The sequence below is a fragment of the Bradyrhizobium sp. UFLA05-112 genome, from assembly GCF_053572325.1.
In genome coordinates this window covers 36677-63614 of record NZ_JBANBK010000007.1, presented here as the reverse complement: position 1 = coordinate 63614, position 26938 = coordinate 36677, and the positions used below count along the sequence as shown (strand labels likewise).

At 63.8% G+C, this 26938-nt stretch carries 25 protein-coding genes; 5 read left to right on the top strand and 20 right to left on the bottom strand.

The window, feature by feature from the left end:
* Nucleotides 1-104: 104 nt before the first annotated feature.
* Complete coding sequence (locus tag SO180_RS06050; RefSeq protein WP_449377908.1) at nucleotides 105-1784, bottom strand: mucoidy inhibitor MuiA family protein; 1680 nt, start codon at nucleotides 1782-1784, stop codon at nucleotides 105-107.
* Nucleotides 1785-1986: 202 nt separating this feature from the next.
* Complete coding sequence (locus SO180_RS06045) at nucleotides 1987-2595, bottom strand: response regulator transcription factor (RefSeq protein ID WP_449377907.1); 609 nt, start codon at nucleotides 2593-2595, stop codon at nucleotides 1987-1989.
* 203 nt (nucleotides 2596-2798) lie between these two features.
* Here SO180_RS06045 and SO180_RS06040 point away from each other — a divergent pair, with 203 nt between their 5' ends.
* A complete protein-coding gene (locus SO180_RS06040) occupies nucleotides 2799-3866 on the top strand; it encodes an AraC family transcriptional regulator (RefSeq protein WP_449377906.1) in 1068 nt (355 codons plus the stop codon).
* On the opposite strand, the gene SO180_RS06035 is transcribed toward SO180_RS06040, so the two are convergent.
* From SO180_RS06035 to SO180_RS05985, 11 genes are all read right to left on the bottom strand, one after another.
* The gene (locus tag SO180_RS06035) at nucleotides 3867-5036 is read right to left on the bottom strand and encodes a thiolase family protein (RefSeq protein WP_449377905.1); all 1170 of its coding nucleotides are present in this window, start codon (nucleotides 5034-5036) and stop codon (nucleotides 3867-3869) included.
* A gap of 300 nt (nucleotides 5037-5336) precedes the next feature.
* Nucleotides 5337-6926, bottom strand: a complete 1590-nt coding sequence (serA, locus tag SO180_RS06030) for a phosphoglycerate dehydrogenase (protein ID WP_449377904.1) — start codon at nucleotides 6924-6926, stop codon at nucleotides 5337-5339.
* Between the two features lie 126 nt (nucleotides 6927-7052).
* A complete protein-coding gene (locus SO180_RS06025) occupies nucleotides 7053-8225 on the bottom strand; it encodes a phosphoserine transaminase (protein WP_449377903.1) in 1173 nt (390 codons plus the stop codon).
* Nucleotides 8226-8304: 79 nt separating this feature from the next.
* On the bottom strand, nucleotides 8305-8502 hold the full coding sequence (locus tag SO180_RS06020) for a hypothetical protein (RefSeq protein ID WP_449377902.1): 198 nt from the start codon (nucleotides 8500-8502) through the stop codon (nucleotides 8305-8307).
* Between the two features lie 159 nt (nucleotides 8503-8661).
* Nucleotides 8662-9129: a GNAT family N-acetyltransferase gene (locus tag SO180_RS06015; RefSeq protein WP_449377901.1), complete on the bottom strand. Its 468-nt coding sequence runs from the start codon at nucleotides 9127-9129 to the stop codon at nucleotides 8662-8664.
* Between the two features lie 14 nt (nucleotides 9130-9143).
* Nucleotides 9144-9734, bottom strand: coding sequence for a glutathione S-transferase family protein (locus tag SO180_RS06010; RefSeq protein WP_449377900.1), 591 nt, complete (start codon nucleotides 9732-9734; stop codon nucleotides 9144-9146).
* A 72-nt stretch (nucleotides 9735-9806) separates the two neighbouring features.
* On the bottom strand, nucleotides 9807-10682 hold the full coding sequence (locus tag SO180_RS06005) for an outer membrane protein (RefSeq protein WP_449377899.1): 876 nt from the start codon (nucleotides 10680-10682) through the stop codon (nucleotides 9807-9809).
* 166 nt (nucleotides 10683-10848) lie between these two features.
* Nucleotides 10849-11676 (bottom strand): outer membrane protein, encoded by an 828-nt coding sequence (locus SO180_RS06000; protein WP_449377898.1) that lies wholly within the window; start codon nucleotides 11674-11676, stop codon nucleotides 10849-10851.
* Between the two features lie 225 nt (nucleotides 11677-11901).
* Nucleotides 11902-13155, bottom strand: a complete 1254-nt coding sequence (locus SO180_RS05995) for an MFS transporter (protein ID WP_449377897.1) — start codon at nucleotides 13153-13155, stop codon at nucleotides 11902-11904.
* A 266-nt stretch (nucleotides 13156-13421) separates the two neighbouring features.
* Entirely contained in the window at nucleotides 13422-14765 is a 1344-nt protein-coding gene (gene glmM, locus SO180_RS05990) for a phosphoglucosamine mutase (RefSeq protein ID WP_449377896.1), read from the bottom strand.
* Nucleotides 14766-14990: 225 nt separating this feature from the next.
* Nucleotides 14991-15158, bottom strand: a complete 168-nt coding sequence (locus SO180_RS05985) for a hypothetical protein (RefSeq protein ID WP_449377895.1) — start codon at nucleotides 15156-15158, stop codon at nucleotides 14991-14993.
* Between the two features lie 90 nt (nucleotides 15159-15248).
* On the opposite strand from SO180_RS05985, the gene SO180_RS05980 reads away from it, so the two are divergent.
* Entirely contained in the window at nucleotides 15249-16385 is a 1137-nt protein-coding gene (locus SO180_RS05980; protein WP_449377894.1) for an alpha-hydroxy acid oxidase, read from the top strand.
* 167 nt (nucleotides 16386-16552) lie between these two features.
* Here the strand turns inward: SO180_RS05980 and SO180_RS05975 are convergent, their stop codons facing one another.
* The 7 genes from SO180_RS05975 to SO180_RS05945 form a co-directional block, all read right to left on the bottom strand.
* A complete protein-coding gene (locus SO180_RS05975; RefSeq protein WP_449377893.1) occupies nucleotides 16553-18097 on the bottom strand; it encodes a L,D-transpeptidase in 1545 nt (514 codons plus the stop codon).
* Nucleotides 18098-18421: 324 nt separating this feature from the next.
* Nucleotides 18422-19081: a single stranded DNA-binding domain-containing protein gene (locus SO180_RS05970; protein ID WP_449377892.1), complete on the bottom strand. Its 660-nt coding sequence runs from the start codon at nucleotides 19079-19081 to the stop codon at nucleotides 18422-18424.
* Nucleotides 19082-19200: 119 nt separating this feature from the next.
* Nucleotides 19201-19827 (bottom strand): hypothetical protein, encoded by a 627-nt coding sequence (locus SO180_RS05965; protein ID WP_449377891.1) that lies wholly within the window; start codon nucleotides 19825-19827, stop codon nucleotides 19201-19203.
* Between the two features lie 56 nt (nucleotides 19828-19883).
* Nucleotides 19884-20717: a shikimate dehydrogenase gene (locus SO180_RS05960; RefSeq protein ID WP_449377890.1), complete on the bottom strand. Its 834-nt coding sequence runs from the start codon at nucleotides 20715-20717 to the stop codon at nucleotides 19884-19886.
* 213 nt (nucleotides 20718-20930) lie between these two features.
* Nucleotides 20931-22979, bottom strand: a complete 2049-nt coding sequence (locus SO180_RS05955; protein ID WP_449377889.1) for an elongation factor G — start codon at nucleotides 22977-22979, stop codon at nucleotides 20931-20933.
* Between the two features lie 241 nt (nucleotides 22980-23220).
* Nucleotides 23221-23700 (bottom strand): DUF992 domain-containing protein, encoded by a 480-nt coding sequence (locus SO180_RS05950; RefSeq protein WP_449377888.1) that lies wholly within the window; start codon nucleotides 23698-23700, stop codon nucleotides 23221-23223.
* A 158-nt stretch (nucleotides 23701-23858) separates the two neighbouring features.
* The gene (locus tag SO180_RS05945) at nucleotides 23859-25061 is read right to left on the bottom strand and encodes a pyridoxal phosphate-dependent aminotransferase (protein ID WP_449377887.1); all 1203 of its coding nucleotides are present in this window, start codon (nucleotides 25059-25061) and stop codon (nucleotides 23859-23861) included.
* A gap of 518 nt (nucleotides 25062-25579) precedes the next feature.
* Between SO180_RS05945 and SO180_RS05940 the strand changes: the two genes are divergently transcribed.
* From SO180_RS05940 to SO180_RS05930, 3 genes are all read left to right on the top strand, one after another.
* The gene (locus SO180_RS05940) at nucleotides 25580-26230 is read left to right on the top strand and encodes a glutathione S-transferase family protein (protein ID WP_449377886.1); all 651 of its coding nucleotides are present in this window, start codon (nucleotides 25580-25582) and stop codon (nucleotides 26228-26230) included.
* Nucleotides 26231-26375: 145 nt separating this feature from the next.
* Nucleotides 26376-26552: a hypothetical protein gene (locus SO180_RS05935; RefSeq protein ID WP_449377885.1), complete on the top strand. Its 177-nt coding sequence runs from the start codon at nucleotides 26376-26378 to the stop codon at nucleotides 26550-26552.
* A 76-nt stretch (nucleotides 26553-26628) separates the two neighbouring features.
* Nucleotides 26629-26775 carry a hypothetical protein gene (locus SO180_RS05930; RefSeq protein WP_449377884.1) on the top strand — a complete coding sequence of 49 codons (147 nt, stop codon included), beginning with the start codon at nucleotides 26629-26631 and terminating at the stop codon, nucleotides 26773-26775.
* The last annotated feature ends 163 nt before the right edge of the window (nucleotides 26776-26938 follow it).

Genomic DNA, 26938 nt, shown 5'->3' with positions numbered 1-26938 from the left:
TTCCAGAGACGCCTGAGCTTGAATCGAGAAGCCGCGGCGTACTGGATGCCCGTGTCAAGCCAGGGCATGACAAACAGAGAGTGCGGGGCGAGGTTAAGAACGCCTCAGCCCGCCGGCACCATGACGATGCCCTTGTCCTTGGGCCAGCGCACGCGCCAGCCGAACTTGATCTCCTTCACCTCGCCGGGCTTGGCGTCGAACGCCCATTCCAGCACACCGCGCTTGTCGCGCAGATTGGTCGACGTGGGCGGCGTGGTCGCGGACAGCATCTCGACCGCGATGTCCTCGTTCTCGCTGACCGGGAGCTGATCCTCGATCGCGATGCGGATTGGGAAATCGTGACCGTTGCGCACGACGGTCCGGAACGAGCGCGCGTCGGTCTTTGACGAAGAGATCACGCCCGCCGTGCCCTCGTTCTGCCGAATCACCGCGCGCTCGATCTTGATCTTGTCGTCGGCGCCGAAGCCGAGGCGGATCGCCTCCGTCCGCGCGGCGGTGGAGAACTTGCTGCGGCCGACGAACACGCCGTCGCGGAAGATCGCGACCTTGCCGGGCAAAAGATTGGTGTCGTCGGAGAGCTTGAACGAGGCCTCGAGATAGGCGGTCGGATCCACCACCGGCGCGGCGCGGATGGCGAGGTCCGGCGTGACCGTCATGGTGGAGATGAGCAGGCTCTTGGCGCCTTCGTTGGCCCCAAGGCTGACGCGGCCCGCGATCTGGTAGACGGCCTGGAAATCGCCGATCTCGGCATTGGCCTGCTGCTCATCCGCACGCTCGCGGGGCTCCGGGGCCTCTATGGCCTTGGCCATTGCCGGCGACTGCGCCTGCCGCGTCATGTCCGGCGCAGGCATCGCCACGTCGGACCGCCCTCCCAAGGCCAGCGGCTTCGGAAGCTGCGGATAGCGGACGACCAGCGAATTCAGCTCCGGCGCGCTGCCGCCGCGGCTGACTCGAACGGTGGAGACTCCGAGGCTGACATTCGACCAGTCCTCGCCGGTCGACTGGGTAATTTCCGCGCGGCGTACCAGTTCGAGTTGCGGCTTGTGGTCCCTGGCGCCAGTGTCGAGGCGGGCGTCGTAGAGCGGCGCCCAGCGCGCATTGCGCACGTTGTAGGTCACCCGCAGCGTCGCCTTCGTCGCGGCTGCGGAGGCGATTTCGGCCCGCACCTCCAGCTTGCTCGGCGGCTTGGCCGCGCGATCGGCTTCGAGCTGGGCGATCTGGCGATCGATCTCACGCTGCTTTCGCATGGCATCGCGGATCGCGGTATCGGCAGTGGCGATTTCCTCGGCAACCGCGGAGAAGGCCGCGCGCCACTCGGTCATCGGCCGGGCCTCGCCCTTCTCGCCGATGCCGGCGGGAGAGGCCTCGGCAAAGCGTTCGGCAAACTTGCGTCGGGCATTGGCGGCATCGATCGCGCCCTGCAAATCCGCGCGCTCGTCCTTCAAGGTCTCGATGCGCTTGTCGAGTTCCGGCAGATTGACCGGAGGTGCTAGGCGTGGCGGCCGCGCGTCGATCGTGCCGATGGTGAGCTTTGCACCCGCCTCGCCCTCAACCCGCAAGGAGGACGTGTCGAGGCCGAGCGGGAAATCCTTTGCGACCAGCGTCGAGTCACCCGACGGCAGGTCCAGCGTGACGACGCGGGTGACGCTCGCGCCGTCCGGGTAGACCGTGACGGCATCGATGGCCGACGTCGCATCCAGATCGGCCGCCCATGACGGCAGCGCAATCGCCGACGTGACCAGGACCAGGCTCGTCGTCGCCAGACTCTTCGCGATCGTTCGCATGAATTTCCCTCCTGCCAATGTCGCCACATCGCCAGCCGGATGCGGCGAAAAACGCCTCGCCATCGTGGTGAGACGCAGCAGGTAAGGAACCGGTTCGATTGGGGTTTCCGTGCGGCGGCACCGCGGCCGCCCCATGGCCGCGGAACGCGTCATCTGGCCGCGTCAGCGCACAGCTCCGGTTCAGCCTTGGTTCACGCTTGATTCACCCTTGGCCGTAGATCCGGCGGAGCATATCCGTGACGTTCTTCGCGCCGGCCTTTCTCAGAATGCTGGCGCGGTAGCCCTCAACCGTCCGCGCGCTCAGGCGCATCGCCCGAGCGATCTCTTTGTTGGTGTAACCGGCCGCAAGGTGCTGCAGCACCTCGCTTTCGCGCCCCGTGAGTGGCTCGCAACCGGCAAGCCAGCGCTGCCGGTTCGCATCCGGCTGGGCGAATTCATCGATGGCGGCATCGATCCGGCCGACAATCTCATGACTCTCGAACGGCTTCTCGATGAAATCGAACGCACCGCTCTTGATGGCATCGACCGCCATGGCGATGCTGCCATTGGCAGACGTCACCAGGACCGGCGCCATGCAATTTTCCGCGCGCAGTCGCTTCAGGACGTCGAGGCCGGATTGATCCGGCGCCTGCATCTCAAGCAGAACACAGGCCGGCATGCGCACCTTCGCCTCCAACAAGAGAGACGCACCATCGGCAAAGCAGATGACCTCATAGGCCTGCTGCTCGAGCGCCATAGAAAGTTGTTCGCGGAAGGACGCGTCAGTATCGATGACGAATACCTCACCCTTGGAAAGCGTGTTTCCCGGCATCATCCTGCTCAGCAATGTCTTGGTCAAAAGGGCCGAGACGGCGTCGAGGCTGCATCGCCTTGCCGCGCCGTCATGAACCGGCATCCACGCCGGTGCTTCGGTTTTCGATATGTATGTTCAGCCTGGTTCCGGGATTTGACTGATTGGGACAGAAATTTTACATTTCGGGACAACTGCGGGAATGGCTGGCAGGAGCGGTTCGCATGACCGATCTCATTCGCAGCGCAGGCCTTACCTACTATCCCGAGGTCGCCCGGTCGTTGGGCCTCGATCCTAAGCAGATGATGCGCAAGGTCAGGCTTCCGCTGGCCTGCCTTGAAAAGCCCGACGTTCGCATCGCCGTCGCGGGTCTTCGCCGCCTGCTTGAAACATCGGCGGAAGCCTCCGGTGCCGAAGATTTCGGCTTGCGCCTCGCCGAGCTCGGCGGCCTGACCAATCTCGGGCCGGTCGGGCTCATCGTTCGCGAGCAGGCCACCATTGGTGATGCAATCCAGGCGCTGTCGCGTTTCATCCATATCCACCACGATGGCATGCGGCTCGACGTCACGCGCGACAAGAAGATCGTGACCATCACGATGCATTTGCGCGGACGGCGTCCGCGTGCGCCGCGCCAGTCCATCGACATGGCGCTCGGCAGCGTCCACCGCATCATCCAGTCGCTGTTCGGCAGCGACTGGCGGCCGCTGGAGGTTCACCTCCACTATCCGCCGCCCCGCGACCGCAAGCGCTATCGCGAATTCTTCGGCTGCCCGGTGACCTTCAATGCCGCAGCCAACGCGCTGCTGCTATCGGCCCACGACATGGAGCGCCGAATCCCCAGCGCGCATCCCCTGGTCGCGAGCTATCTGCGCAAGCGTATCGAGGCTCTCGATGCGCGGCCTGCGAGCTGGGACGAGAAGGTCGACGAAGTCGTGCGCTCGCTGCTCTCGAGTGGCGAATGCACGGTCGAGCGCGTGGCCGAGCATCTGGCCTGCACCCGCCGCACCATCCATCGGCATCTTGCCGAATGCGGCACCACTTTTTCCGAGATCCTCGACACGCAGCGCGCCGAACTCGTCACCCAGCTGATCGAAGAACCCGGCCGGCCGCTCTCTGCGATCGCCGAGCAGCTCGGCTTTTCCGCGCAGAGCGCCATGGCGCGCTGGTTCCGCCACCGCTTCGGCTGCTCCATCACCGACTGGCGCAAGGGCGTGCGGCCAGCGATGCATGAAAAAGGCACGGCGCCCGGGAGCGTCATGCCTTCGTCGTCGCGTGCCGCGGTGTCTGCTTAGCTAATAGATCTCGAACAGGCCGGCGCCGCCCTGGCCACCGCCGATGCACATGGTCACCACGCCCCACTTCGCCTTGCGGCGGTGACCTTCCTGCAAGAGGTGACCAGTGAGACGCGCGCCGGTCATGCCAAAGGGATGACCGATCGCGATCGAGCCGCCGTTGACGTTGTACTTGGCGGGATCGATGCCGAGCTTGTCGCGGCAATACAGGCACTGGCTGGCGAAGGCTTCGTTGAGCTCCCAGAGATCGATGTCGTCGATCTTCAGGCCGGTGCGCTTCAACAGCTTCGGGATCGCGAAGACCGGGCCAATGCCCATCTCGTCCGGCTCGCAGCCGGCGGTCGCCCAGGCAACGAAGCGGCCCAGCGGCTGAAGCCCACGCTTCTCCGCGTCCTTGGCTTCCATCAGCACCACGGCCGCAGCTCCGTCGGAGAGCTGGCTGGCGTTGCCGGCGGTCACGAACTTGCCGGGGCCCTTGACCGGCTCGAGCTTGGCGAGACCTTCCATCGTGGTCTCCGGCCGGTTGCACTCGTCGCGATCGACGACGTAATCGACGATCGACTCGGCCTTGGTCTGCTTGTCGACCACCTTCATCCTGGTCTTCATCGGAACGATCTCGTCCTTGAACTTGTTCGCCTGCTGGGCGGCCGCCATGCGGCGCTGCGATTCCAGCGAGAACTCGTCCTGATATTCGCGGCTGAGCTTGTAGCGCTCGGCGACGATATCGGCAGTGTCGATCATCGCCATGAAGATGTCGGGCGCAACCTTCAAGAGTTCCGGATCGATCGATTCCTTTGGCGAGCCGCCGCCAGGAATCGAGATGCTCTCGACACCGCCGGCGACAATGCAGTCGGCGCCATCGGAGCGGATCGAGTTGGCGGCCATTGCGATGGTCTGCAGTCCCGACGAGCAGAATCGGTTCACCGAGACGCCGGCGGTCGTCTTCGGCAGACCGGCGAGAAGCGCGGACTGACGGCCGATGTTCGGAGCGCCGTGGGCGCAATTGCCGAGATAGCAATCCTCGACATAGTCCTTCTCCACGCCGGCACGATCGACCGCATGATGGATGGCGTGGGCCGCGAGAGACATCGGCGGAGTGATGTTGAACCCGCCGCGAGCGGACTTCGCCAGCCCCGTGCGCGCATAGGAAACGATGACGGCTTCACGCATTGTTTTCTCCCTGGTCGGACGACTTGGTTGGTCAATTGGTACACAAACTTCGAAGGTCGCGGGGAAATAAAGGGCAGCGCGTGCCAAGAAAAACGCCGCACTCGCAAGCGAGGCGGCGTCTGTTCCGTAGATCGGAATATCTTCGTGCCTGAACTGTCTCCACACTCGTCATGCCCGGGCTTGTCCCGGGCACCCACGTCCTTCCGCACGCATGGAGGCGCGTGGATGGCCAGGCATAGGCGAGCGCAAGCCACGCCGTCCTTCGGACGGCTATGCCCGGCCATGACGCCGGTGTGATCGTCAGAACGTCAGCGCCTTCGCCTGCTTGACCTGCGGGAGCGCCTGCACCTTGGCGAGCAGCTCCGCCGGCACCGCACCGTCGACCTCGACGAGCGCGATGGCATCGCCACCCTGCTCGACACGGCCGAGATGGAAGGTGGCGATGTTGATCTTGGCATCGCCCAAAAGGCTTGCGAACTTGCCGATGAATCCCGGCTTGTCCTCGTTGGTGACGTAGATCATCGACTTACCGAACTCGGCATCGACGCGGATGCCCTTGATGTCGACCAGCCGCGGCTTGCCGTCGTGATAGACGGTGCCGGAGACCGAGCGCTCCTGGCGCTCCGTCGCGACCGTCACGCTGATCAGGCTTTCATAGTCACTCTGCGCGGCGCGGGTCACTTCATCCACCACCATGCCGCGCTCCTTGGCGACGACAGGAGCGGACACCACATTGACCTCGCCCAGCATCGGCCGCAGCAGGCCGGACAGCACGGCGGAGGTCAGAGCCTTGATCTTCATCTCGGCAACATGGCCCTCATAGGTGATCGTGACCTTCGAGATGCCGGTCTCGGTGAGCTGGCCGGCGAAGGAACCGAGCTTCTCGGCAAGCGCGATGAAGGGCTTCAGCTTCGGCGCTTCTTCGGCGGTGATCGAGGGGAAGTTGATGGCGTTGGAGATCGCGCCTGACAACAGATAGTCCGACATCTGCTCAGCGACCTGAAGCGCCACGTTCTCCTGCGCCTCGGTCGTGGAGGCACCAAGATGCGGCGTGCAGATCACGTTGGGATGCCCGAACAGCACGTTCGAGGTCGCGGGCTCCTCGATGAAGACGTCGAAGGCAGCGCCGGCAATGTGCTTGGCATTCAGCGCATCCACCACCGCCTGCTCGTCGACCAGACCGCCGCGGGCGCAGTTGATCAGGCGTACGCCCTTCTTCATCTTGGCGATCGCGGCCGCGTCGATGATGTTCTTGGTCTTCTCGGTGAGCGGGGTATGCAGGGTGATGAAGTCGGCGCGCTTGAGCAGGTCATCGAGATCGACCTTCTCGACACCGATGTCCTTGGCGCGCTCCGGCGACAGGAAGGGATCGAAGGCCACGACCTTCATGCGCAGGCCGAGCGCGCGGTCGCAGACGATCGAGCCGATATTGCCGCAGCCGACCACCCCTAACACCTTGCCGGTGATCTCGACGCCCATGAAGCGATTCTTCTCCCACTTGCCGGACTGGGTGGAGGCGTCAGCCTGCGGAATTTCGCGCGCCAGCGCCAGCATCAGGGTGATGGCGTGTTCGGCGGTCGTGATGGAATTGCCGAACGGCGTGTTCATCACGATGATGCCCTTGGCGGTGGCCGCCGGGATCTCGACGTTGTCGACGCCGATGCCGGCGCGGCCGATCACCTTCAGGTTGGTCGCCTTCTCGATGATCTTGGCGGTCGCTTTCGTCGCCGAACGGATCGCAAGGCCGTCATAATTGCCGATGATCTCGGCCAGCTTGTCCTTGTCCTTGCCGAGGTTGGGCTGGAAGTCGACCTCGACGCCGCGATCCTTGAAGATCTGCACGGCGGCGGGCGAGAGCGCGTCGGAAATGAGAACTTTCGGTTTGGTCATGGGAATGTTCCGTGGTGCGAGCTGCATTTACGGAGTGTCGCCCGCAGGCTTACCCGCGGGTCCATCTCTCTTGATCGATGGATGGCCGGATCAAATCCGGCCATGACAATGATTGGGCCGAGGCGTTTACGCTGCCTTGGGCAGCGCGGCCTTGGTCTCGGCAAAGGCCCAGTCGATCCACTGGGTCAGGAGCTCGACGTCCTTCGCTTCCACCGTGGCGCCACACCAGATGCGCAGACCCACGGGCGCGTCGCGATAATACGCGAAGTCGAAGCCCGCATTTTCCTTCTCGACCAGTGCGACGAGCTTCTTGCAGAACTCGGCCTGCGCGTCGGACGAGAGCGAGGTGATCGCGGGATCGGTGAACTTCAGGCACACCGAGGTGTTGGAGCGGATCGAAGCGTCTTTCGCCAGGAAGTCGATCCAGGGCGTCCTCGCCTTCCAGTCGGCGAGCACCTTGGTGTTGGCGTCGGCACGCGCGATCAGCGGCTTCAGGCCGCCGATCGACTTGGCCCAGTTCAACGCGTCAAGATAGTCCTCGACGCAGAGCATCGACGGCGTGTTGATGGTCTCGCCGACGAAAATGCCTTCATTGATCTTGCCGCCCTTCGTCATGCGGAAAATCTTCGGCAACGGCCAAGCCGGCTTGTAGGTCTCGAGACGTTCCACCGCGCGGGGCGAGAGGATCAGCATGCCATGCGCCGCCTCGCCGCCGAGCGCCTTCTGCCAGGAGAAGGTGACGACGTCGAGCTTGGACCAATCGAGCGGCTGCGCGAACGCGGCCGAGGTGGCGTCGCAGATGGTCAGGCCTTCGCGAGTCGCGCTGATCCAGTCGGCGTTCGGCACGCGCACTCCAGAGGTGGTACCGTTCCAGGTGAAGACGACGTCGCTGTTCGGATCGACCTTGGAAAGATCCGGGATCTCACCATAAGCCGCATTGAGCTTGGTGACGTCCTTGAGCTTCAATTCCTTGACGATGTCGCTGACCCAGCCTTCGCCGAACGATTCCCACGCGAGCGTGGTGACGGGGCGTGCGCCGAGCAGCGACCACAGCGCCATCTCGACCGCGCCAGTATCGGAGGCCGGAACGATGCCGATGCGATAATCGGCCGGCACTTCGAGCACTTCGCGCGTCAGATCGATCGCGAGCTTGAGCTTGGTCTTGCCGATCTTCGCACGATGCGAACGGCCGAGAGCTGCGTCTTTGAGATTTTGGGCGGTCCAGCCGGGGCGCTTGGCACAGGGGCCGGAGGAGAAATGCGGCACGAGGGGCCGCGAAGCGGGCTTCGCTGCAGTCATGATCTACCCTTCCAGATAGTAAGCCTCCCGTTGGGGGGAGGTGTCCCGCCGCGGCTAATACGGGAAACAGACAGAATCGTCAAGGAAGTTTAGGCGTCTCACGGTGGAGTGATGCCGTTTCCGTCGTCTTCTCAGGAGCTTCCACGGCATTCAGCAAGCCCGTCGCCTCGCTGATCAGCTGCGCCGCTCGGCGCCGGCTGGCGACTTTTAAAATGCATTTGTCGTCGGCCTGCACAACGTAGTCGTTGCCGACCTTGATCAATGAATAGCTTGTCATTGAAATCCCCGAACCGACCGAGCCCGGTGTCAAGACGCAACCTAGCACCGATCGTTCCCCGACGAACATGAACGAACGCCCGGTAGTTTATCAGCCCTTAACCGAAACGGATGTGCAGGCAGATTTTGCAGACGATGCAACGGCCGCGCGGAAGGTGCGTCAAAAACGGACAGTCATGCCGACGTGGCTCGCGGTGAATCCGAGCCGCTTATAGAAGCGTTGCGCATCGGCGCGGCTCTGATGCGTCAACAGCTCGACCAGGTTACATCCCTTCGCGCGCGCCTCCGCCACCGCCCATTGCACGAGCTGCTCGCCGATGCCGCGGCTGCGGCAGTCCGAGGCGACGCGCACGTCTTCCAGGAGGCCACGCGAACCGCCTTGCGAGCTCAGGCCCGGCAGGATGGCGAGCTGCAGGCAGCCGACCACCCTGCCCGTGCCGTCCACCGCGACCACGAGCCTCAGACCGGGATTTTTGTCGACCGCATCGAACGCCCTGAAATAGGACTCGGGCAGCGGCTCCTCCAGGCGCTCGCGTGCGCGGCCGAGATGATCGTCGGCGAGCATCGCGACAACAGCGGCAACGTCTTCGCGGCGAGCGCGGCGGATCGAGATGATATCGGCGGTCATGACGGGCTCCGAGCTCAGCGTGCCGGCGGAAGACCAAGACAGCTCTCGGTCTCCGCAATCCACCGCCGGATCGCAACATGGCGGCCGAGATCAAAACCGCCTTCATGGGCGAGACGGGTATAGGCCAGCAGCGATATGTCGGCGAGCGAGGTCGACTCGCCGACGAAACAGCGGCTGGTGACGAGATGCTGCTCCATGCGGTCAAGCGCCGCATAGCCGCGCTTGATCTTCTCCGGGTCGAGCTCGGAGACGTCCTTGCCGAGATAGACCATCTGGAAACGGCACACCGCGACATAGGGCTCGTGGCTGTACTGCTCCCAGAACAGCCATTCGTCCATCTTGGCTGCGGCAAAGGCATCGCGCGGAATGAGATCGCTTTCGCGGGCAAGATAGCGGATGATGGCATTGGACTGCGCCAGCGTGCGGCCGTCGTCGAACGCGACGGTCGGCACCTGGCCGGCACCGTTCATCTCCAGGAATTGCGGCGTGCGCGTTTCGCCCTTGCGCGTGTCGATCTCGACCCACTGATACGGCAGCTTGAGCCTGTCGCAGACCCACTTCACCTTCAGGCAATTGCCGGAGTTCGTGTCGCCGTAGATCTTCATCGCCGCTGCTCCAATTGCAGCGACAAAGCATCAGGGCAGAGCGGTCCTGTCAACCGGTGCTATGCGCTGCGCTCAGAACTTGTAGCCGGCGCCGAGACGGAAATTGTTCAGGTTGACGGAGATGTTCTTGGCCGGCGAGAACCCGACATGCTCCCATTCGCCGCGCAGGAACACGCAATCCCAGAGCATATACTCTAGTCCCAGACCAGCGGTCCAACCGTAGATGAAGGAGTTTGTGCGCTGCTCGGTTTGGGTCATCGAGCCCGTACCGATCTGCTGGTGGTAGTGTGTCGTGACACCGCCCGCCGTCACGTCATAGTCGTCCCATAGGACGTAGGAGACAGTCGCAAATCGCGAGACTTCGGCCCGTCCGATCGCGAGGCCGCCGAATGCATAAGGCATGAAGTCTCCGCCTGCCCATCCGACGCGGCCGCGCAGAGTCACGTAATCCTTAAGCTGCAAACTTGCGCCGCCTGCGAGCAACGTGTCGTAGGAATGCGTATGGCCCGTGGGCGGGCTTTCGCCGTCGGGATTGACGATCAACCGCTCCATCGAATCGCTTGCCGTCGAGGCCATGTTGTTCATGTAGCTATAGTTGGCCTCTAGACCCAATACTGCGTCGTAAAACTGCCAGTCCCGGCCGACAAAGGCGCCGAAGCCCGTCGACTGAACATGGTTCTTGGGCAACAGCGACCATCCCCCGACAGAATCCTGCAGCACGCTGTTGCGCAGCATGAAGTCCGTCATTGATTTCGGGGCGTGGCTGAAGTCCATTTCGGAGATGGCAAAGCCGAACTGGCCGCCGGCGTACCAACCGTCCCAGGTGTGCGTCGTCCTGCTCAAGCCATCGGTGAGCGTGCCGCGCAGGACAGGGAGATCCGGCATGTCGGCCGCGTGTGCGGCAGAGACCGACCCCAATATCGCCGCCACAAACCAAAGCCCACGCATCGCAACGCTCCATCGAACTCTTGTTGCGGATGATCATGGCCCGTTAACCTTAACCAATGGTTGCGTTGCGCGATTTCGACACGATCAGGCCATGAATTTTACGCAAAGCAAAACGGCGCGGGATCCTCCCGCGCCGTTAAGAAGTCTTAAGCGATCGAGTGGCCGATCAGCCCTTGGTGACCAGCGGTGGCGGCGCGTAGACCGGCGGGCTGTCGAGATTCCAGCGCACGCCGAGTTTCAGGTCGTGCGACGTGAGGTGCTTGAACGTCGTCGGATTGAAGACGTTGTTGGTGCCGTCGAATGTCTTGAGGTCGCCGGTCAGACCATCGCCCATGTCGAGGTAGCGATAGGCAAGCTCAACCGTGAAGGCCGGAGAAACCTTGTAGGCGAGACCGGCATGCGCCGCCCAGGCAAAGTTCCACTTCGCAACGTTATCACCAAATGCGAGACCGGGCACCGCACCGGCGCCGTTGTTTGCGATGCTCTGATCGGTAAAGCCGTTGATCGCAACCCGCGCCGTGCCGATGCCGGCACCGACGAACGGCGTGATGCACCACCAGGTACCGAGATCGACATAGGCGTTGGCCATAACCACCCATTCGTTCTTCGTCGCGTGATAGGTGTCGGTGCCGACGCCGCCGGGATAAGTGATGCGGTCGGTGCCGAAGAACTGCGAATTGCCCCGATATTCACCGGTCACGTCGGCACGGAACCAGTTGTTGAACCGGTAGCCGGCGCCTAGCCCGAAGATTCCTGCGTTGTTGAAGCTGAGGTTCTGCACCGACGAAGTCGTGGTGGCATCGAGCACATTGTTCAACCGGTCAACGCGCTGGTTGCTGAAGCCGATATCGCCGCGCAGATACCAGCCGCCGAAGTCTGCGGGCGGAGCCGGCGCGTACATGGGCGGCGCGGCAATCGGCATATCGGCGGCGAACGCCACCGACGAGATCAAGGTTGCCGCACCCGCGGCAAGGAGAGACTTAACGCTACGCATTGGCTTCGTCCTTTTGGCCGGTGAGGCAAACAAGGACGCCTCACTTTCTGAAACTCACGGGCGGACGATGGCACTAAATGCTTAAGCGCCACTTAACCCTAATTTTTAAGGTTGATTTTTTCTCACCGCACACGCGCGTGCGACCAGAGCGTTGCAAAACTGCGGCGCCTGCGCGCAGCAATTACTAACGATGTATGAAGGTGCCGCGGCCTGCGAGACGTCGAATTAACGCGCGTGCTGCGGCAGTTTTGGCAGGAACACAGCCAGCAGGCCGATCGCCGGCAGGTAGGCGCAGATCTGATAGACGAACTCGATCGAGGTGTGGTCGGCGAGCTTGCCGAGCACGGCCGCGCCAAGGCCACCGATTCCGAAGGCCACGCCGAAGAACACGCCCGAGATCATCCCGAAGCGGTGCGGCACCAGCTCCTGCGCGAACACGATGATCGAGGACGTCGTCGAGGAGATAATCAGCCCGATGAACACTGTGAGCACGGCGCTCGCGGAGAGCCCGGCATAGGGCAGCGCCAGCGTGAACGGCAGCGCGCCGACGATCGAGATCCAGATCACGATCTTGCGGCCGAAGCGATCCCCGAGCGGACCGCCGAGGAACGCGCCGACCGCGTTCGCTGCCAGGAAGATGAAGAGGTACATCTGCGCTGCCTGCGTCGACACGCCGAAGCGGTCGATCAGGTAGAAGATGTAGTAGCTCGACAGGCTCGAGACGTAGAGCTGCTTGGAGAACAGGAGCGCCACCAGCACCAGAAGCGCGACCGCGACGCGCCGCGAGCTCGGCGCGTCCGGATGCGCATGGATCGGCTTCTCCTTCTTCGTCGTGATCTGCGGCGCGTACCAGCGGCCGATGCGCCAGAGGATGAGAATCGCGAGAAACGCGATCGAGGAGAACCAGGCGATGCTGCCCTGCCCGAACGGCACCACGATCAGCGCCGCCAGCACCGGGCCCATCGACGTGCCGAAACTGCCGCCGAGTTGAAACACCGACTGCGCAAAGCCGTAGCGGCCGCCGGAGGCAAGCCGCGCGATGCGCGCCGACTCCGGGTGAAACACCGCCGAGCCGAGGCCAACCATCGCGGCCGCAACCAGGATGATGAGATACTGATGCGCGGCGCTGAGCAGCAACAGGCCGAAGAAGGTCGAGGCCATGCCGATCGAGAGCGAGTAAGGCTGCGCCTTCTTGTCGGTGTAATGCCCGACTACCGGCTGGAGCAGCGAGGCCGTGAACTGAAAGGCCAGCGTGATCATGCCGATCTGCGCGAAGTCGAGTGCGTAGGTGTCCTTCAGGATCGGATACACCGACGCGATCAACGACTGCATGGTGTCGTTGAGAAAATGCGAGAAGCTGATGCCGGCGAGCACGACATAGGCCGGCCCTGCGCTCGTGATCTTCGCGACGGGCGCGACATCGGTCACGACGACCGGCTCGGTCAACGTTTTATCAGAGACGACGACAGGCTTGTTCAATACAGCAACCCCTGCGCGGCAGATTGCCGCGATCTCACAGGTACGATGCTGACGGCGGCCGAACCACCGCCAATCGCCCATGGCTGGGATGCGTGGGTTTGACTCTGTCCGCGAGTCCGGAATCGTAGGGTGGGCAAAGGCGCACTTGCGCCGTGCCCACCATCTATCCTCGAATGAAATGAAGCGGTGGGCACGCTTCGCTTTGCCCACCCTACGATACTTACGCGCCACCTTCTCCTACAAGGGGAGGAGGAAGGGAGCTGCGCCTAAGCCGCAGCCTGTCCGAGCGCGGAGACGATCGTGTCGACGACTTCCTCGACCAGGATGCGGTCCTCGCCCTCGCCCATCACGCGGATCACGGGCTCGGTGCCCGAGGAGCGGATCAGCAGCCGGCCGTGGCCGTTGAGCCGCTTCTCGCCGTCGGAGATCGCCGACTTGACGTCGCTGTCGTCGAGCGGCTTGCCGCTCTTGTAGCGGACGTTCTTCAGTATCTGCGGCAGCGGATCGAAGCGATGGCAGACCTCGGAGACCGGACGCCGCAGTTTCTGCACCACCGCCAGCACCTGCAAGGCGGCAACGAAGCCGTCGCCGGTGGTGGCGTAGTCGGACAGGATGATGTGGCCGGATTGCTCGCCGCCAAGATTGTAGCCGCCGCTCAGCATTTGCTCGAGCACGTAGCGGTCGCCGACCGGCGTGCGCACGAGATCAAGCCCCTGCCCTTTCAGGAAACGTTCGAGCCCGAGATTGGACATCACGGTCGCGACGATGCCGGGCCGCGACAGCCTCCCGTCTTCCTTCCAGCTCTGGGCGATCACCGCGAGCAGTTGGTCGCCATCGACGATGTGGCCGCGCTCGTCAACCAGGATGACGCGATCGGCGTCACCATCGAGCGCGATGCCGATGTCGGCGCGCATCTCACGCACCTTCCTCGACAGCGCTTCCGGCGAGGTCGAGCCACATTCCTTGTTGATGTTGAAGCCGTCGGGCTCGACGCCGATCGGCACGACGTCGGCGCCCAACTCCCACAGCGCTTCCGGCACCACCCTGTAGGCAGCGCCATTGGCGCAATCGACCACGACGCGCAGCCCGTCGAGCGACAGATCGCGCGGCAGCGTGCGCTTGGCGAATTCGATGTAGCGATCATGCACGCCGTCGATGCGGCGGGCTCGGCCCAAGCTCGCACTTTGTGCAAGCTTCTTGTCGAGGGATTCGTCGAGCAACTGCTCGATCTGCCTCTCGACGTCGTCGGACAGCTTGAAGCCCTGCGGACCGAACAGCTTGATGCCGTTGTCCTCGAACAGATTGTGCGAGGCCGAGATCATGACGCCAAGATCAGCGCGCATCGACTTGGTCAGCATCGCGACCGCCGGCGTCGGCATCGGGCCGACCAGCAGCACGTCCATGCCGACGGAAGTGAAGCCCGCGACCATCGCATATTCGATCATGTAGCCGGACAGGCGCGTGTCCTTGCCGATCACGACCCGATGGCGATGGTCACCACGCTGAAATGCAAGGCCGGCGGCCTGGCCGACCTTGAGCGCGAGCTCCGGTGTGATCAGTCCGTTGGCGCGACCTCGAATCCCGTCGGTCCCGAAATATTTGCGGCTCATATGAGTCCCCCACGCGGCAACCAGGATTCCCCAATGCAACTAGCGGATGCCATGCACGGCTCCGCCATTCCTGATTTCGCTGGCGTTCTTATAATGCCATCACAGCTAAATTGGCTTCAAGAAATATAATGAATCGTTACGGAACCCGGCCCGCCGCCAGCCCAATAACCTGTTGTTAACGCTGAAACTCTTGCCCAAGAGGCCTTGCGAGGCTGGAACCCGTGCCTAAACGGAACGCTTTACGTGCTGGTCGCCGCGGGTCGGAGGGGGCTGAGTGACGTTGACGGGGTCGGAGGCAGGAAAAGTCTCCTCCAATCCTTCCTCGAGGGCCTCGTCGAGGCGATGCTTCTCATCGGCCTCGCTGGATTTCGGCGCGGATCGCGGTCTGGTCATGGCGGCCTCTTCGCAAACAATTTGGCTGAGCACCCATCCATGCTAGATGACCCCTAAATCCGTCGACGCAAGGACGGGCCGGGGAACGTCATGAAGCATATCACCTGCATTGAAGACCTACGTGCGCTGCACAAGCGGCGCGTGCCGAAAGCGTTCTTCGACTATTGCGACCGCGGCTCCTATGCCGAGGAAACGCTGCGCGCCAATCGCGACGATCTCCAGCAGATCAAGTTTCGCCAGCGCATCCTGGTCGACGTCTCCAAGCGCGACACCTCGACCATGATCCTCGGCGAGCCCTCGACGATGCCGCTCGTTCTCGCGCCGGTCGGGCTGCTCGGCATGCAGCACGGCGACGGCGAGATCCACGCCTGCCGCGCAGCGCAAGCTGCGGGCATTCCGTTCACGCAGTCGACGATGTCGATCTGCTCGATCGAGGACATCGCCGCCAATGTCGAGAAGCCGTTCTGGTTCCAGCTCTACGTGATGAAGGATCGCGGCTTCATCAAGGACCTGATCCAGCGCGCGATTGCCGCCAAGTGCAGCGCGCTGGTGCTTACCGTCGATCTCCAGGTGATCGGGCAGCGCCATGCCGACATCAAGAACGGCATGACGGTGCCGCCGGAGTGGTCGCTGTCGAAACTCGTCGATTTCGCGACCAAGCCGACCTGGGTCTCGGGCGTGCTGCGCGGCAAGCGCCGCACCTTCGGCAACATCGCAGGCCACGTGAAGAACACCGAGGATCTCAATCGCCTCGCAGAATGGACCGCCTCGCAGTTCGACACATCGCTGAGCTGGAAGGACGTCGAGTGGGTCCGCAGCATCTGGCCGGGCAAGCTCATCATCAAAGGCATCCTCGACGTCGAGGATGCCGAGGAGGCCGCAAAGACCGGCGCGCAAGCCCTGGTCGTCTCCAACCATGGCGGCCGGCAGCTCGACGGCGCGCCGTCGTCGATCGAGGTGCTGCCTGAGATCGCGGATGCGGTCGGCGACAAGATGGAGATCATGTTCGACGGCGGCATCCGCTCCGGCCAGGACGTCATGCGCGCGCTCGCGCTCGGTGCAAAATCCTGCATGATCGGTCGCGCTTATGCGTATGGGCTGGGCGCCGGCGGCCAGGCCGGCGTCGCCAAGGCGATCGACATCATTCAGAAGGAGCTGCTGACGACCATGGGCCTGTGCGGCGTCAACAGGGTGGACGAGATCGACGACCACATCATCGCGGTCTAGTCCTACTGCGTCACAAGCACTCTTTTCCTCATCCTGAGGAGCGCGGAACGCGCGTCTCGAAGGATGGCCGCGGGTAAGATCTCGGCCTTCATGGTTCGAGACGCGCTCCGCGCTCCTCACCATGAGGGTCTTGCGAAGGACGACCCGCGCGCGACGTAGCGCGCGTCTTACCACCAGCCCTGTTGCGGCTGCCAGTATTGGCCGCCGCCGCGCCGGCGCGGATTGACGGGTTGCAGGTTCGGGTCACGCGGCTGGAAGAAGAAACCGAAGCCGCCGTTGTTGTCCCAACCGTCGTCGCTCGCAACGGCCATGGGGGCCGTCGGCTTGCGCGTAATAAACCCGCCCTGGGGCTGGTTGTTCAGCACCGCGACGAACTCGGTGCGATAGTTGGTCTCGCTGCTCAGAGGCTCGTCAGAGATGATGATCGAGGACCGCGGCACAGCGGTCGGCGCGATACGGTCAAGCACATCCTGCGGAATGGTGATGCGGTCGAGCGCGTCCTTGGCGTCGTCGCCGCTGTCGATCGTGACCACACTCCAGCGCAGGCCCGAATCGCTCTTCGCCATCGCCGTGAAAATGTGAGTGCCGAGCGGCCTGTCGGGATTGCGGATCGCAACGGGAACCTCGATGCTCGTATCAAAGACCTCGCCGCCGCCGTCCGGCGCCGGCTTATGCGTATTGCGCCGCACGTAGAGCTTCTGCGTCGATCGGCTGATGTAGACCGAGACCGGTTCGAGCGCGAGTTTCGCCTCGGTCGCCGCCTTGACGGCGTCGGCCTTCCTGGTCGCCGCCGCCTTGGCGGCGTCTTTGGCGGCAGCGGCGGCGTCGCGCTTCGGCTGCGCGTTCGCTTTGGCGCTGTCGAGCTGCGTCGCCGCGTCGGCAGCCTTGGTGGCAGCTTTTTGCTTCAGCTCCTCGGCCCGGGCCCTCGCCTGATCGGTCTTTGCGGCGGCGAGGACCTTGTCGGCGTATGCGAGCTCGGCATCAGCGCTCTTCTTGAGCCGTTCCAGATTGCGCAGCAATGCCGGGAGCGATGCGGCCTCGCGTGCCGTCGTCGTGGCGACTTTCTTCGTCTCGTCGGCGGCCCCGGTGGCCTCCTCCGCCTCGCGGGAAAGCGTATCAGCCCGCGCCGGGGCCGCGGCAATGGCCTCCTTCTTAGGCACGAACAGCGTCGGATGAGAGAAATCGACTGGTGCGGCGTCGTTCGGCGAGATGATCACCCGCATCCCGATGTTCGTCTTGTCGAACAGATTCTCCGCAAAGCCATAGGGCATCCGCACGCAGCCGTGTGAGGCCGCATAGCCGGGCAGCGGCCCGCCATGCAGCGCGATGCCGTTCCAGGTGATGCGCTGCATGTTCGGCATCCAGGCATCGTCATACATGGTCGAGTGGTGATCCTTGTCCTTCTCGATGACGGCGAAGACACCCGCCGGCGTCTCGCGTCCCGTGGTGCCGGTCGACACCGGTGCGCGCAGGATCCAGCCGTCGGCGTCGTAGAAGGTGACTTGCTGGCTCTTGATCGACACGATCGCCATGATCGGCTCGCCCGCCGCGCGCGGCGCAACCGCTTCGGCTGCGGGGCGCGCCTGCTTCGCCGCTGCGGCGTCGGTGGCCAGCGCCGTCAGCACGGCCATCGCCGCGATCGTCACAAGGCCGGCAGGCCGCCAACGCCGCATCGCCCGAGTGGATTGCGCCGTCGTCAATCGATTTGCCATGCCGTACCCCGGTTGAATAGTCGCATGCGCTCAGCATCGACTTAAGGTCAGATTGCGATCTTTGGATTAAATAACCATCGCCATCGCAATTGGCTCCCGAGGATTATCGGCAGGTTCGATGGCAAATCTCTGATATACGACGGCCCGCGCGGGAGGAAGGGTGGCTTTCGACCAAAATGGACCGGGCTCAACAGGCTACCGGCGCACCCGCAGCCTGCTGGGGTCGACCGGTCGACCGGGCTCGGATCGGTCTAACGCTTTGATGGCTCCCTGAAACCCAGGTCCGGACGACGAGCCGTGTCGCCCCGGAAGTGACGCCGGCCGTCACATCGGGGGCGTCACTCCGTCGCGGCCGACATTGACGCGATTGGCTTCGAGCGAGCCGTCCTCCTTCTTGGCCGCGCCGAAGATGATGAGCTTGGCGCCCGGCTTCACCTCGGACTTGTCGCTGGCGACGAAGGTGACGATCGGCGTGTCCGGCGGCACCACGATCTTCTTCTCGCCGTCCTTGTATTTGAGCAGGATATTCTGGCCGTCGGTGCCCTTGACCGTCTCGGCCACGGTCGCATTCGTCATGGTCGAGTTGGCGCGTGCATCCCACGGTCTAAAACCTTCGGCCGCGCCGCGCTGGTTCTCCGGGAAGATGTGCACGGCAATCGCCCGCTGCGACCCGTCGGGCTCGGGCATGCCGGTGACGCCGATATAAGAGCCCTCCTTGATCTCCGACAGCGCGGTCTTCACGACCGCGAACACGGCGACGTTGTCGGTCATGCGCACCTTCACGTCACTGCCTTCGCGGGTCTTGATGCCGAGCATGTTGCCATCGACGGCCTCGATGGTCCCGCGGATACGCACCGTCGGCGCCTGCTGCGCCGATGCGATCGAAGTCAGAATGGTAGACGACAGAATGGTAGAAGACAGAATGGCAATGGTAGCGAGCGAGGCCACGCGCCTGCATGGCCTCCGGGTGATCAGTTCCTGCATGGCCTGTCTCTCCAGGGCGGTTGCGCCGGTCAATCATCGCAACCCCGGACCTGGATGCCTATTCCGCTTTCCTGCGCTTTGTTCCGATCACAAAAACCGACCCGCGCACGGGGAGCGCCTCACATCGGCGGCGTCAGGCCGTCGCGGCCGACGCTGACCCGGCTGGCCTCGAACGATCCGTCCGGCAGCTGCTTGACGAAGGCGATGATCTTGGCGCCAGCCTTGAGGTCCGATTTCTCGCCGGGCACGTAGGTGACCACAGGCGTATCGGCGGAGACGAACACCTTCTTCTCGCCGTCCTTGTACTTGACCAGCAGTGTGTGGCCGTCATTGCCGACCACGCTTTCGGCCACCGTCGCATTGGTCATGCTGGAGTTCGGCTTCAGGTCCCAGGGGCGCGAGCCCTCGCCGGTGCCGCGCATGCTTTCCGGAAAGACATGGACCTCGACGGCGTTCTGGCCACCATCCTGTCCCGGCACCGTGGTCGCTCCGATGAAGGAGCCGACCTTGATATCGGAAAGGGCGATCCTGGTGATCCCCGCGACCCGCAGGTCGGATGCGACACGAAGCTTGACGTCCTCGCCGCTGCGCGACTTGACGGCAAGCACGTCGCCGTCGACTTTTTCGATCGTTCCACGCACCCGCGTCGGCACCGGCGCCTGCTGCGCGACGGCATAGAGCGTGGACAGGCCCACCATCGCGACAGCGACGAGCGGACGTGTGAAAGTTGCACGTTGAACAGGCATGAAAAGTCTCCGATTGTCCCACTAGGACAGGACCCCGGCGGCCGCGTCCTATTCTCTCAAGATTTTGTGAGATCGGCTTCGACCAGCGCGCGCAGCTCCGCCGTCACCTGCGGCCGCTTGCCGAACCACAGCTCGAAGCCGCGCACCGCCTGGTGCAAGAGCATGCCGAGCCCGTCGGCGGTCTTCAGCCCGCGCGCCTGCGCGGTTGCAAGCAGTGGCGTGATCAGCGGAACATAAACGAGGTCGGCAACGACCGCCTGTTGCGGCAGGCGCGCGATCTCGAGTTCGAGCGCCGGCTGGCCGCGCATGCCGAGGGAGGTCGTGTTGACGAGCAGCCTTGCCCGCGGCAGCACGTCACCGATCGCGTCCCAGGCCAGGGGCTGCACGCGCGAACCGAACGCCGTCGCAAGCGCCTCGGCCCGCGCAATGGTGCGGTTGGCCAGATGGACGCGGCTGACGCCACGTTCGAGCAGGCCGAACACGACCGCGCGCGATGAGCCGCCGGCACCCAGCACCAGCGCCTCCTCGGCCGCATCCCAACCCGGTGCGCTGGCGTCGAGATTGTTGATGAAGCCTTCGACGTCCGTGTTGGTCGAATGCAGCTCGCTTCCCGCGAGCCACAGCGTGTTGGCAGCACCGACCGCCTTGGCGCGCGCATCCGGTATCGAGAGCGCGAGCACGTCTTCCTTGTGCGGGATCGTAACGTTGGCACCGACGAAACCGTGCAACGACAGCCGGAGCACGAAGTCGCGCAAGTCGTCCGGAGGCACCGCCTCGATCACATAGCCGCCCTCGATGCCGAGCGTACGCAGCCAGTAGCGGTGGATCAGCGGTGAGCGCGAATGCGCCGCCGGCCATCCGATCAGACAGGCTACGGGCGTCTTAGACACGGTTTTCCTCGATGGCGCAGGTTCGCAACGATCCCTCCCGGGAATTTCTCGGCGATCCATTTCGCGTCCGGCCCGCGCTGTCAAGCACGCGAGCGTCGCCCGCGGGCGGCCAGCGGCAAACCTGCGCCCAGCAAGGGTCACTAACTCCAATAATTTACAAAGAGGAACGCTGACGGCCGGCCCGGGGGCCGGCCGTCAAACGCAATGCCACCGTCACGCCGCGTCGCGATGCGCGGCGATGATCTGATCGGCGGCGCGCCCCGTCACCTCGGCCATGTGATCGAACTGGCGGGTGAAGCTGCCGGAGCCGGCGGTCGCCGAACGCAACTCGACGATCAGCTCGCCGATCTCGGCCTCCGGCATCATGGCACGCACGCAGTCCCAGCCGCTCCAGCCGTCGCGGGTGTCGAAGCCGAGGATCTGGCCGCGGCGCGCCGACAGGATCGCGTTGATCTTGGCGGTGGCATCCGTCGGACAGACGATCTCGACGACATGGATCGGCTCCAGGAGCACCGGCTGGCATTGCGGCAGGCCTTCGTTGAGCCCGACCCGCGCCGCCGTGCGAAACGCGAGATCGGAGGAGTCGACGCTGTGAAAGGAGCCATCGGTCAGCGTCACCGCGACGTCGGTGACGGGGAAGCCGAGCGGGCCGCGCGTCAAGCCGTCGACGACGCCTTCCTCCACCGCCGGGATGTAGTTGCGAGGCACCGCACCGCCGACCACCTTCTCGGCGAACTTGAACCCTTCTCCACGCGCGAGCGGCTTGATGTCGAGCACGACGTCGCCGAACTGGCCGTGGCCACCGGACTGCTTCTTGTGCCGGCCGCGCTGGACGATCGGCTTGCGGATTGTCTCCTGGTACCCGATCGCCGGCGGATGAGACTTGACGTTGACGCCGAAACGGTCACGCAGCCGCTCGCTGGCGACGCGCAAGTGCATCTCGCCCTGCCCCCACAGCACGGTGTCATGGGTTTGGGCGTTCTGCACGACCATCAGCGAGGGATCTTCCTCGTGCAGCCGCGCAAGCGCCTGGCCAAGCTTGACGTCATCCTTGCGGTCGGTAGCCGCGACCGAGATCGCAAGCACAGGCGGCGTCGGCTCGACCGCGATCAGCTGAGACGGTTGGGTCTTGCCGGTCGAGACCGTGTCGCCGGTCTTGATCGCATCAAGCTTGCCAAGAGCGATCGTGTCGCCGACCTCCGCCGACGGGCGCTTGGTATCATAGGCGCCGTTGACGGCGAGAATGCCGGAGATGCGTCCCGCGCCACCCGAGGCGGATTGCAGCGTGGCGCCGTCGTCGAGATGGCCGGCAAGCAACCGCGTCAGCGACAGCTTTCCGCCATGCTGCGAATGCAGTGTCTTGAAGACATAGCCGAGCGCATCCTTGGTATCGGGCGCGCCAAGCCGCTTGGCGGTCTCGGCAATGCCGGGCGCCTCATGGCGCAGCGCCTTCATCAGGCGCAGCACGCCGTTCTCGCGCGCCGCCGCGCCCAGCAGCACCGGACAGATCAGGCCTTCGCGGAGTTCGCGCGAGAGATCGTCGAACACGGCATCACGCGGCGGCTGGATGTCTTCGAGCAGTTGCTCCATCAGTGCATCGTCGTGATCAGCGAGCTTCTCCAGCATCGAGAAGCGGGCTTCCTTCTCGCGGTCGAGATTGCCGCCTTCGAGCGCGATGACCTCGGAGGCCTTGTGCTCGCGATAGACGAAGGCGCGCTCGAGCGCGAGATCGACGAAGCCCTCGATCAGCTCGCCACTCCAGATCGGAATCTGGCGCAGCACCAGCGGCACGCGGGAGGCCGGTTGCAACGTCTCGAGCGTCTCGCGAATGCGCTTATTGGCGCGATCGATCTTGTTGAGGAACAAAAAGCGCGGGATCTTCATCTCCTCCAGCTCGCGCAGGATGATCTGAAGCTGCGGCAGCTTCTTCTCGTCCGCCTCGCACACAACGACCGCTGCGTCGACCGCGGGCAGCGCCGCGCGCATGTCGTGAGCGAACTCAACGGAACCCGGACAATCGAGGAAGGTGTAGCTGTCGCCCATGAAACTCGTGGTGGCAGCCGTCAGGCCCACGGTCATCTTGTGATGGCGGGCCTCTGCCGTGGCGTCGCCCACCGAAGTACCGGCATCGACGCTACCGGCACGCGGGATTGCGCCCGTTCGTGCCAAAATCGCTTCGAGAAGAGTGGTTTTACCGCTTTGGAAAGGGCCCACCAGTGCAATGCACCGTGGACCTCGGGGACTTCTGACGTCTTGTCCCATTCGCCGCCTCCTTCATGTGGAGCTCGGCCCGTGATTGGGTCGGCAAAGGTCGATGCTCTGCCGGTCCCTCCATTTTGGCAAGCGCGAAACGTCGCTGCGGTGCGTCGTCCGTTAGATCAAGTCTCAGCGATTGATGAGATCAGGTCCGGCACGGCGCCTCGGAACGTCGCACCTCTCCCAAGCAGGGAGAGGTGTACGGAGCTCCTCGGCTGGCGTGGACTCAACTACAATTGACCGCGAGTTAGCGACCCGGGCGGAGTTCCAGGCTTTCGAGGCCCGCGGCGACGTTGAGTCCGACCTGGCCCTGCACGCTGAGCGGCTGGAGCGCGATCGAATTATTGGAGCCGCCGACCAGCACGTTGCCCCCTAAGCCGACGCCGACCGACGCACTGCCTTGCGCGCCGGCATAGTTGCCCGAGAGGTCGCCAGGCCCGAGACGGTCGACGGGCGCGAACACGCCCCACGCCAGCGCCGTCTCCTGGGTGATGCCGAGATCGAGACCGACTTTGCGAATGGTCGCGACGTAGCGATCCTCCGGCAAGCCCTCGGCCCGCAGCACGCAGCCAAGGTTGGTCACTGATCCAACCACGAAGCCGATGCTGGCGCCGCCGCGGCATTCGAGCACGCCGACCTGCACCATCCGCTGCTGCGCGCTCGCACCCGCGACGGACGCAACGAGGCCAGACGCGGCAAGCCCGGCGAGGAGGAGTGAACGGCGCATGGAAAGTCTCCGGCTGTGATGTGATGCGAGCAGAGAGTGCGCCGCACACGCGGCGCGCGATGCTCTATGCCACAATAATCTTGGTGGTTCCAGATCGCCTGCGGTTCAAAAAAAAGGCCCGCCTGAAAGCGGGCCTTTTGTTTCATTCATTCGGCGGCTCAACGCAGGTTGCCGCAGAAGCGCTGGATGCGTTTGCAGGCGTCTTCGAGATCGGAGGTCTTGGTCGCGTATGAGATGCGGAAGGCCGGACCGAGGCCGAAGGCCGAGCCCTGCACGACCGCGACGCCTTCGCTCTCGAGGAGCTCAGTGACGAACACCTCGTCGTTTCCGATCACCTTGCCCGACGGCGCGGTCTTGCCGATCGTGCCCGCGCAGGACGGATAGACGTAGAACGCACCCTCGGGGCGCGGGCACTCGATGCCGTTCGCCTGGTTGAGCATGGAGACGACGAGATCGCGGCGCTCCTTGAACACCTTGTTGTTCGCGGGGATGAAATCCTGCGGACCGTTCAACGCTTCCACCGAGGCCCACTGCGCGATCGAGCAGGGATTCGAGGTCGATTGCGACTGGATGGTCGACATCGCCTTGATGAGCTGCGCCGGACCCCCGGCATAGCCGATGCGCCAGCCGGTCATGCAATAGGCCTTGGACACGCCGTTCACGGTGAGCGTGCGGTCGTAGAGGCTCGGCTCGACCTGCGCGACGGTGGTGAACTGGAAGTCGTCATAGACGAGGTGCTCGTACATGTCGTCGGTCATCACCCAGACATGGGGATGCCTGACCAGCACTTCGGTGAGCGCCTTCAGCTCGGCCTTGGTGTAGGCCGCGCCGGTCGGGTTCGACGGCGAGCAGAGGATGACCCATTTGGTCTTCGGCGTGATCGCGCGCTCGAGCGCTTCGGCATGGAGCTTGAAGCCGGTCGCGGCGGTGCAGACCACCGGCACGGGCTCGCCGCCAGCGAGCGCGACCATCTCAGGATAGCTGACCCAATAGGGCGCCGGGATGATCACCTCGTCACCCGGATTGATGGTCGCCATCAGCGCGTTGTAGAGCACCTGCTTGCCACCAGTGCCGACGATCACCTGGTTCGGCTTGTAGCTGAGGCCGTTCTCGCGCTGAAACTTTGCGATGATCGCTTCCTTCAGCTCGGGGATGCCGTCGACCGCGGTGTACTTGGTCTTGCCGGCTTCGATGGCACGGATCGCGGCCAACTTGATGTTGGCGGGCGTGTCGAAGTCGGGCTCGCCCGCGCCGAGGCCGATGACGTTGCGGCCCGCCGCTTTCAGCGCGCGTGCTTTATCCGTGACCGCGATGGTCGCGGACGGCTTCACACGGTCGAGCGCAGCGGCAAGGAAGGACATCATCATCTCCTGGCAAGCGTCGTGAGCCCTTGGGTGTCACGACTCTGATTGTGGGAATGATGCACCCTAGGACGGGTGCCGCTGCACCGCAAGAAACTTCGGCCCGGTCAGGGCAAAAGTTTACGGATCGGCACCAACGAGGCCCGGATTTGCGCAATATTCCTAAACTTTGCCGCCGAAATGGCTCATATCCGGCAAGCATTGTCCTCCGAGCAATTTCGTTCCTTATCGAAGCTGCGAGCCGCCATTTCTGACGCGGGCATGCAACCTAACGATGCAAACTGATCGCGCGGATGATACCGCAACCATTCCAGGCGCGAGATGAGCACAACCTGACGCAAGCGTGATGCGAATTGTTCTGTCGTGTTGAAATGATTTTTTGCAGCGTTGCAGTGCAGTAGCGATTTCAAGTTTTTCTAGCGCGCGGCCCTTGCGGCGGATTCGCAACGGCATCATTGTTTAGCCGCGTTGCAGGGCAACAAGCGGCGCCTTCCCGTCACCGGATCAGAACCTCTCGAATGTACAAGCTCTATTCGATGCAACGCTCCGGCAACAGCTACAAGGTCCGCCTTGCGCTGGCGCTGTTGAACGTACCCTACCAGGCAATCGAGATCGACATTCTGCGCGGCGAGAGCCGCACGCCGGATTTTCTTGCGAAGAATCCTTCCGGACAAGTGCCGTTGCTCGAGGTCGGCGACGACCGCTACCTCGCTGAGTCCAATGCCATCCTCTGGTACGTGGCCGGCGGCACGCCGCTCGCGCCCGAGCAACGCATCGACCGCGCCGAGGCATTGCAATGGATGTTCTTCGAGCAGCACGCGCTCGAGCCCAATATCGGTGCCGCCTATTTCTGGTTATCTCTGGTCAAGGGCGGCCGCGATCTCCAGACCCACGCGCTGGAGGACTGGATGGAGCGTGGCTATGGCGCGCTCCAGGTGATGGAAAACCACCTCAAGACCGCCGAGTATTTTGCCGCGCGCCAGCTCACCGTCGCCGACATCGCACTCTACGGCTACACCCATCTTGCCGACCGCTGCGACTTCGACCTCTCGACCTTCCCGGCGGTCCGGGCTTGGCTGAAGCGGGTCGAGCAGGCGCCCGGCTTCGTGTCGATGGACTGGCGGCCGGCCGATATCGACGATCCAGCGAGCATCGCCGCAAGCGCCTGAGCGGGTCCAGGATACCGGGCACAACGTTAACCTTTGCCGCGATTTCGCCATGTTCGGCGCGACCGCCGCCCCAATATTGCCTGTTGAAATTGTGACATTGGTTTGCGTCGCGAGTGATTCGCTCGCACGCTGAAGGATTTAGACCATGACTCGGACGTCCGGCGTGGTGGGCTTTCAGGGCCGACCTGCCCCCGTCGTCTCTTCCCGGCTGACAGGTGCCGTCGCGGCTTCGCTCGCGATCGCGGCGCTGTCGCTGTGCCTGATCGTCGCCCTGACGGTACTGACGACCCGGGCGACCATGGCGATGGGGCTTGCCGGCTGACCCGCGGCTCATCCTCGACTACCACGGGGCGCCGTCATCGCGAACGCGCCCTCACCGGCATCGCAGCAGGCCATCGATGAAGTCACCGGTGATCATCGTTGCAGCGACCCTCACCGCGGCCATCCTGGTCGCGGCATCGCTGTTGATTTTCGCCGGCACGCGCAAGAGCACGGGCACATCGACGCTGAACCTCCCGGCCGTGCACAGCCATGTGACGGCGTAAGGGACACACGCTGATGTTGAGCATTCGCTCGAACGCACGGCGACTTGGCTTAAAATCTGCGGAAAGCTCTGCGCGCCGGCGCAGTCACGCCTTAAGCATCTCACGCGAAACCGCACCGCGACGGCGCAACGATCGGCCACTCTCCGCGCGTTAGCTCGTCAGG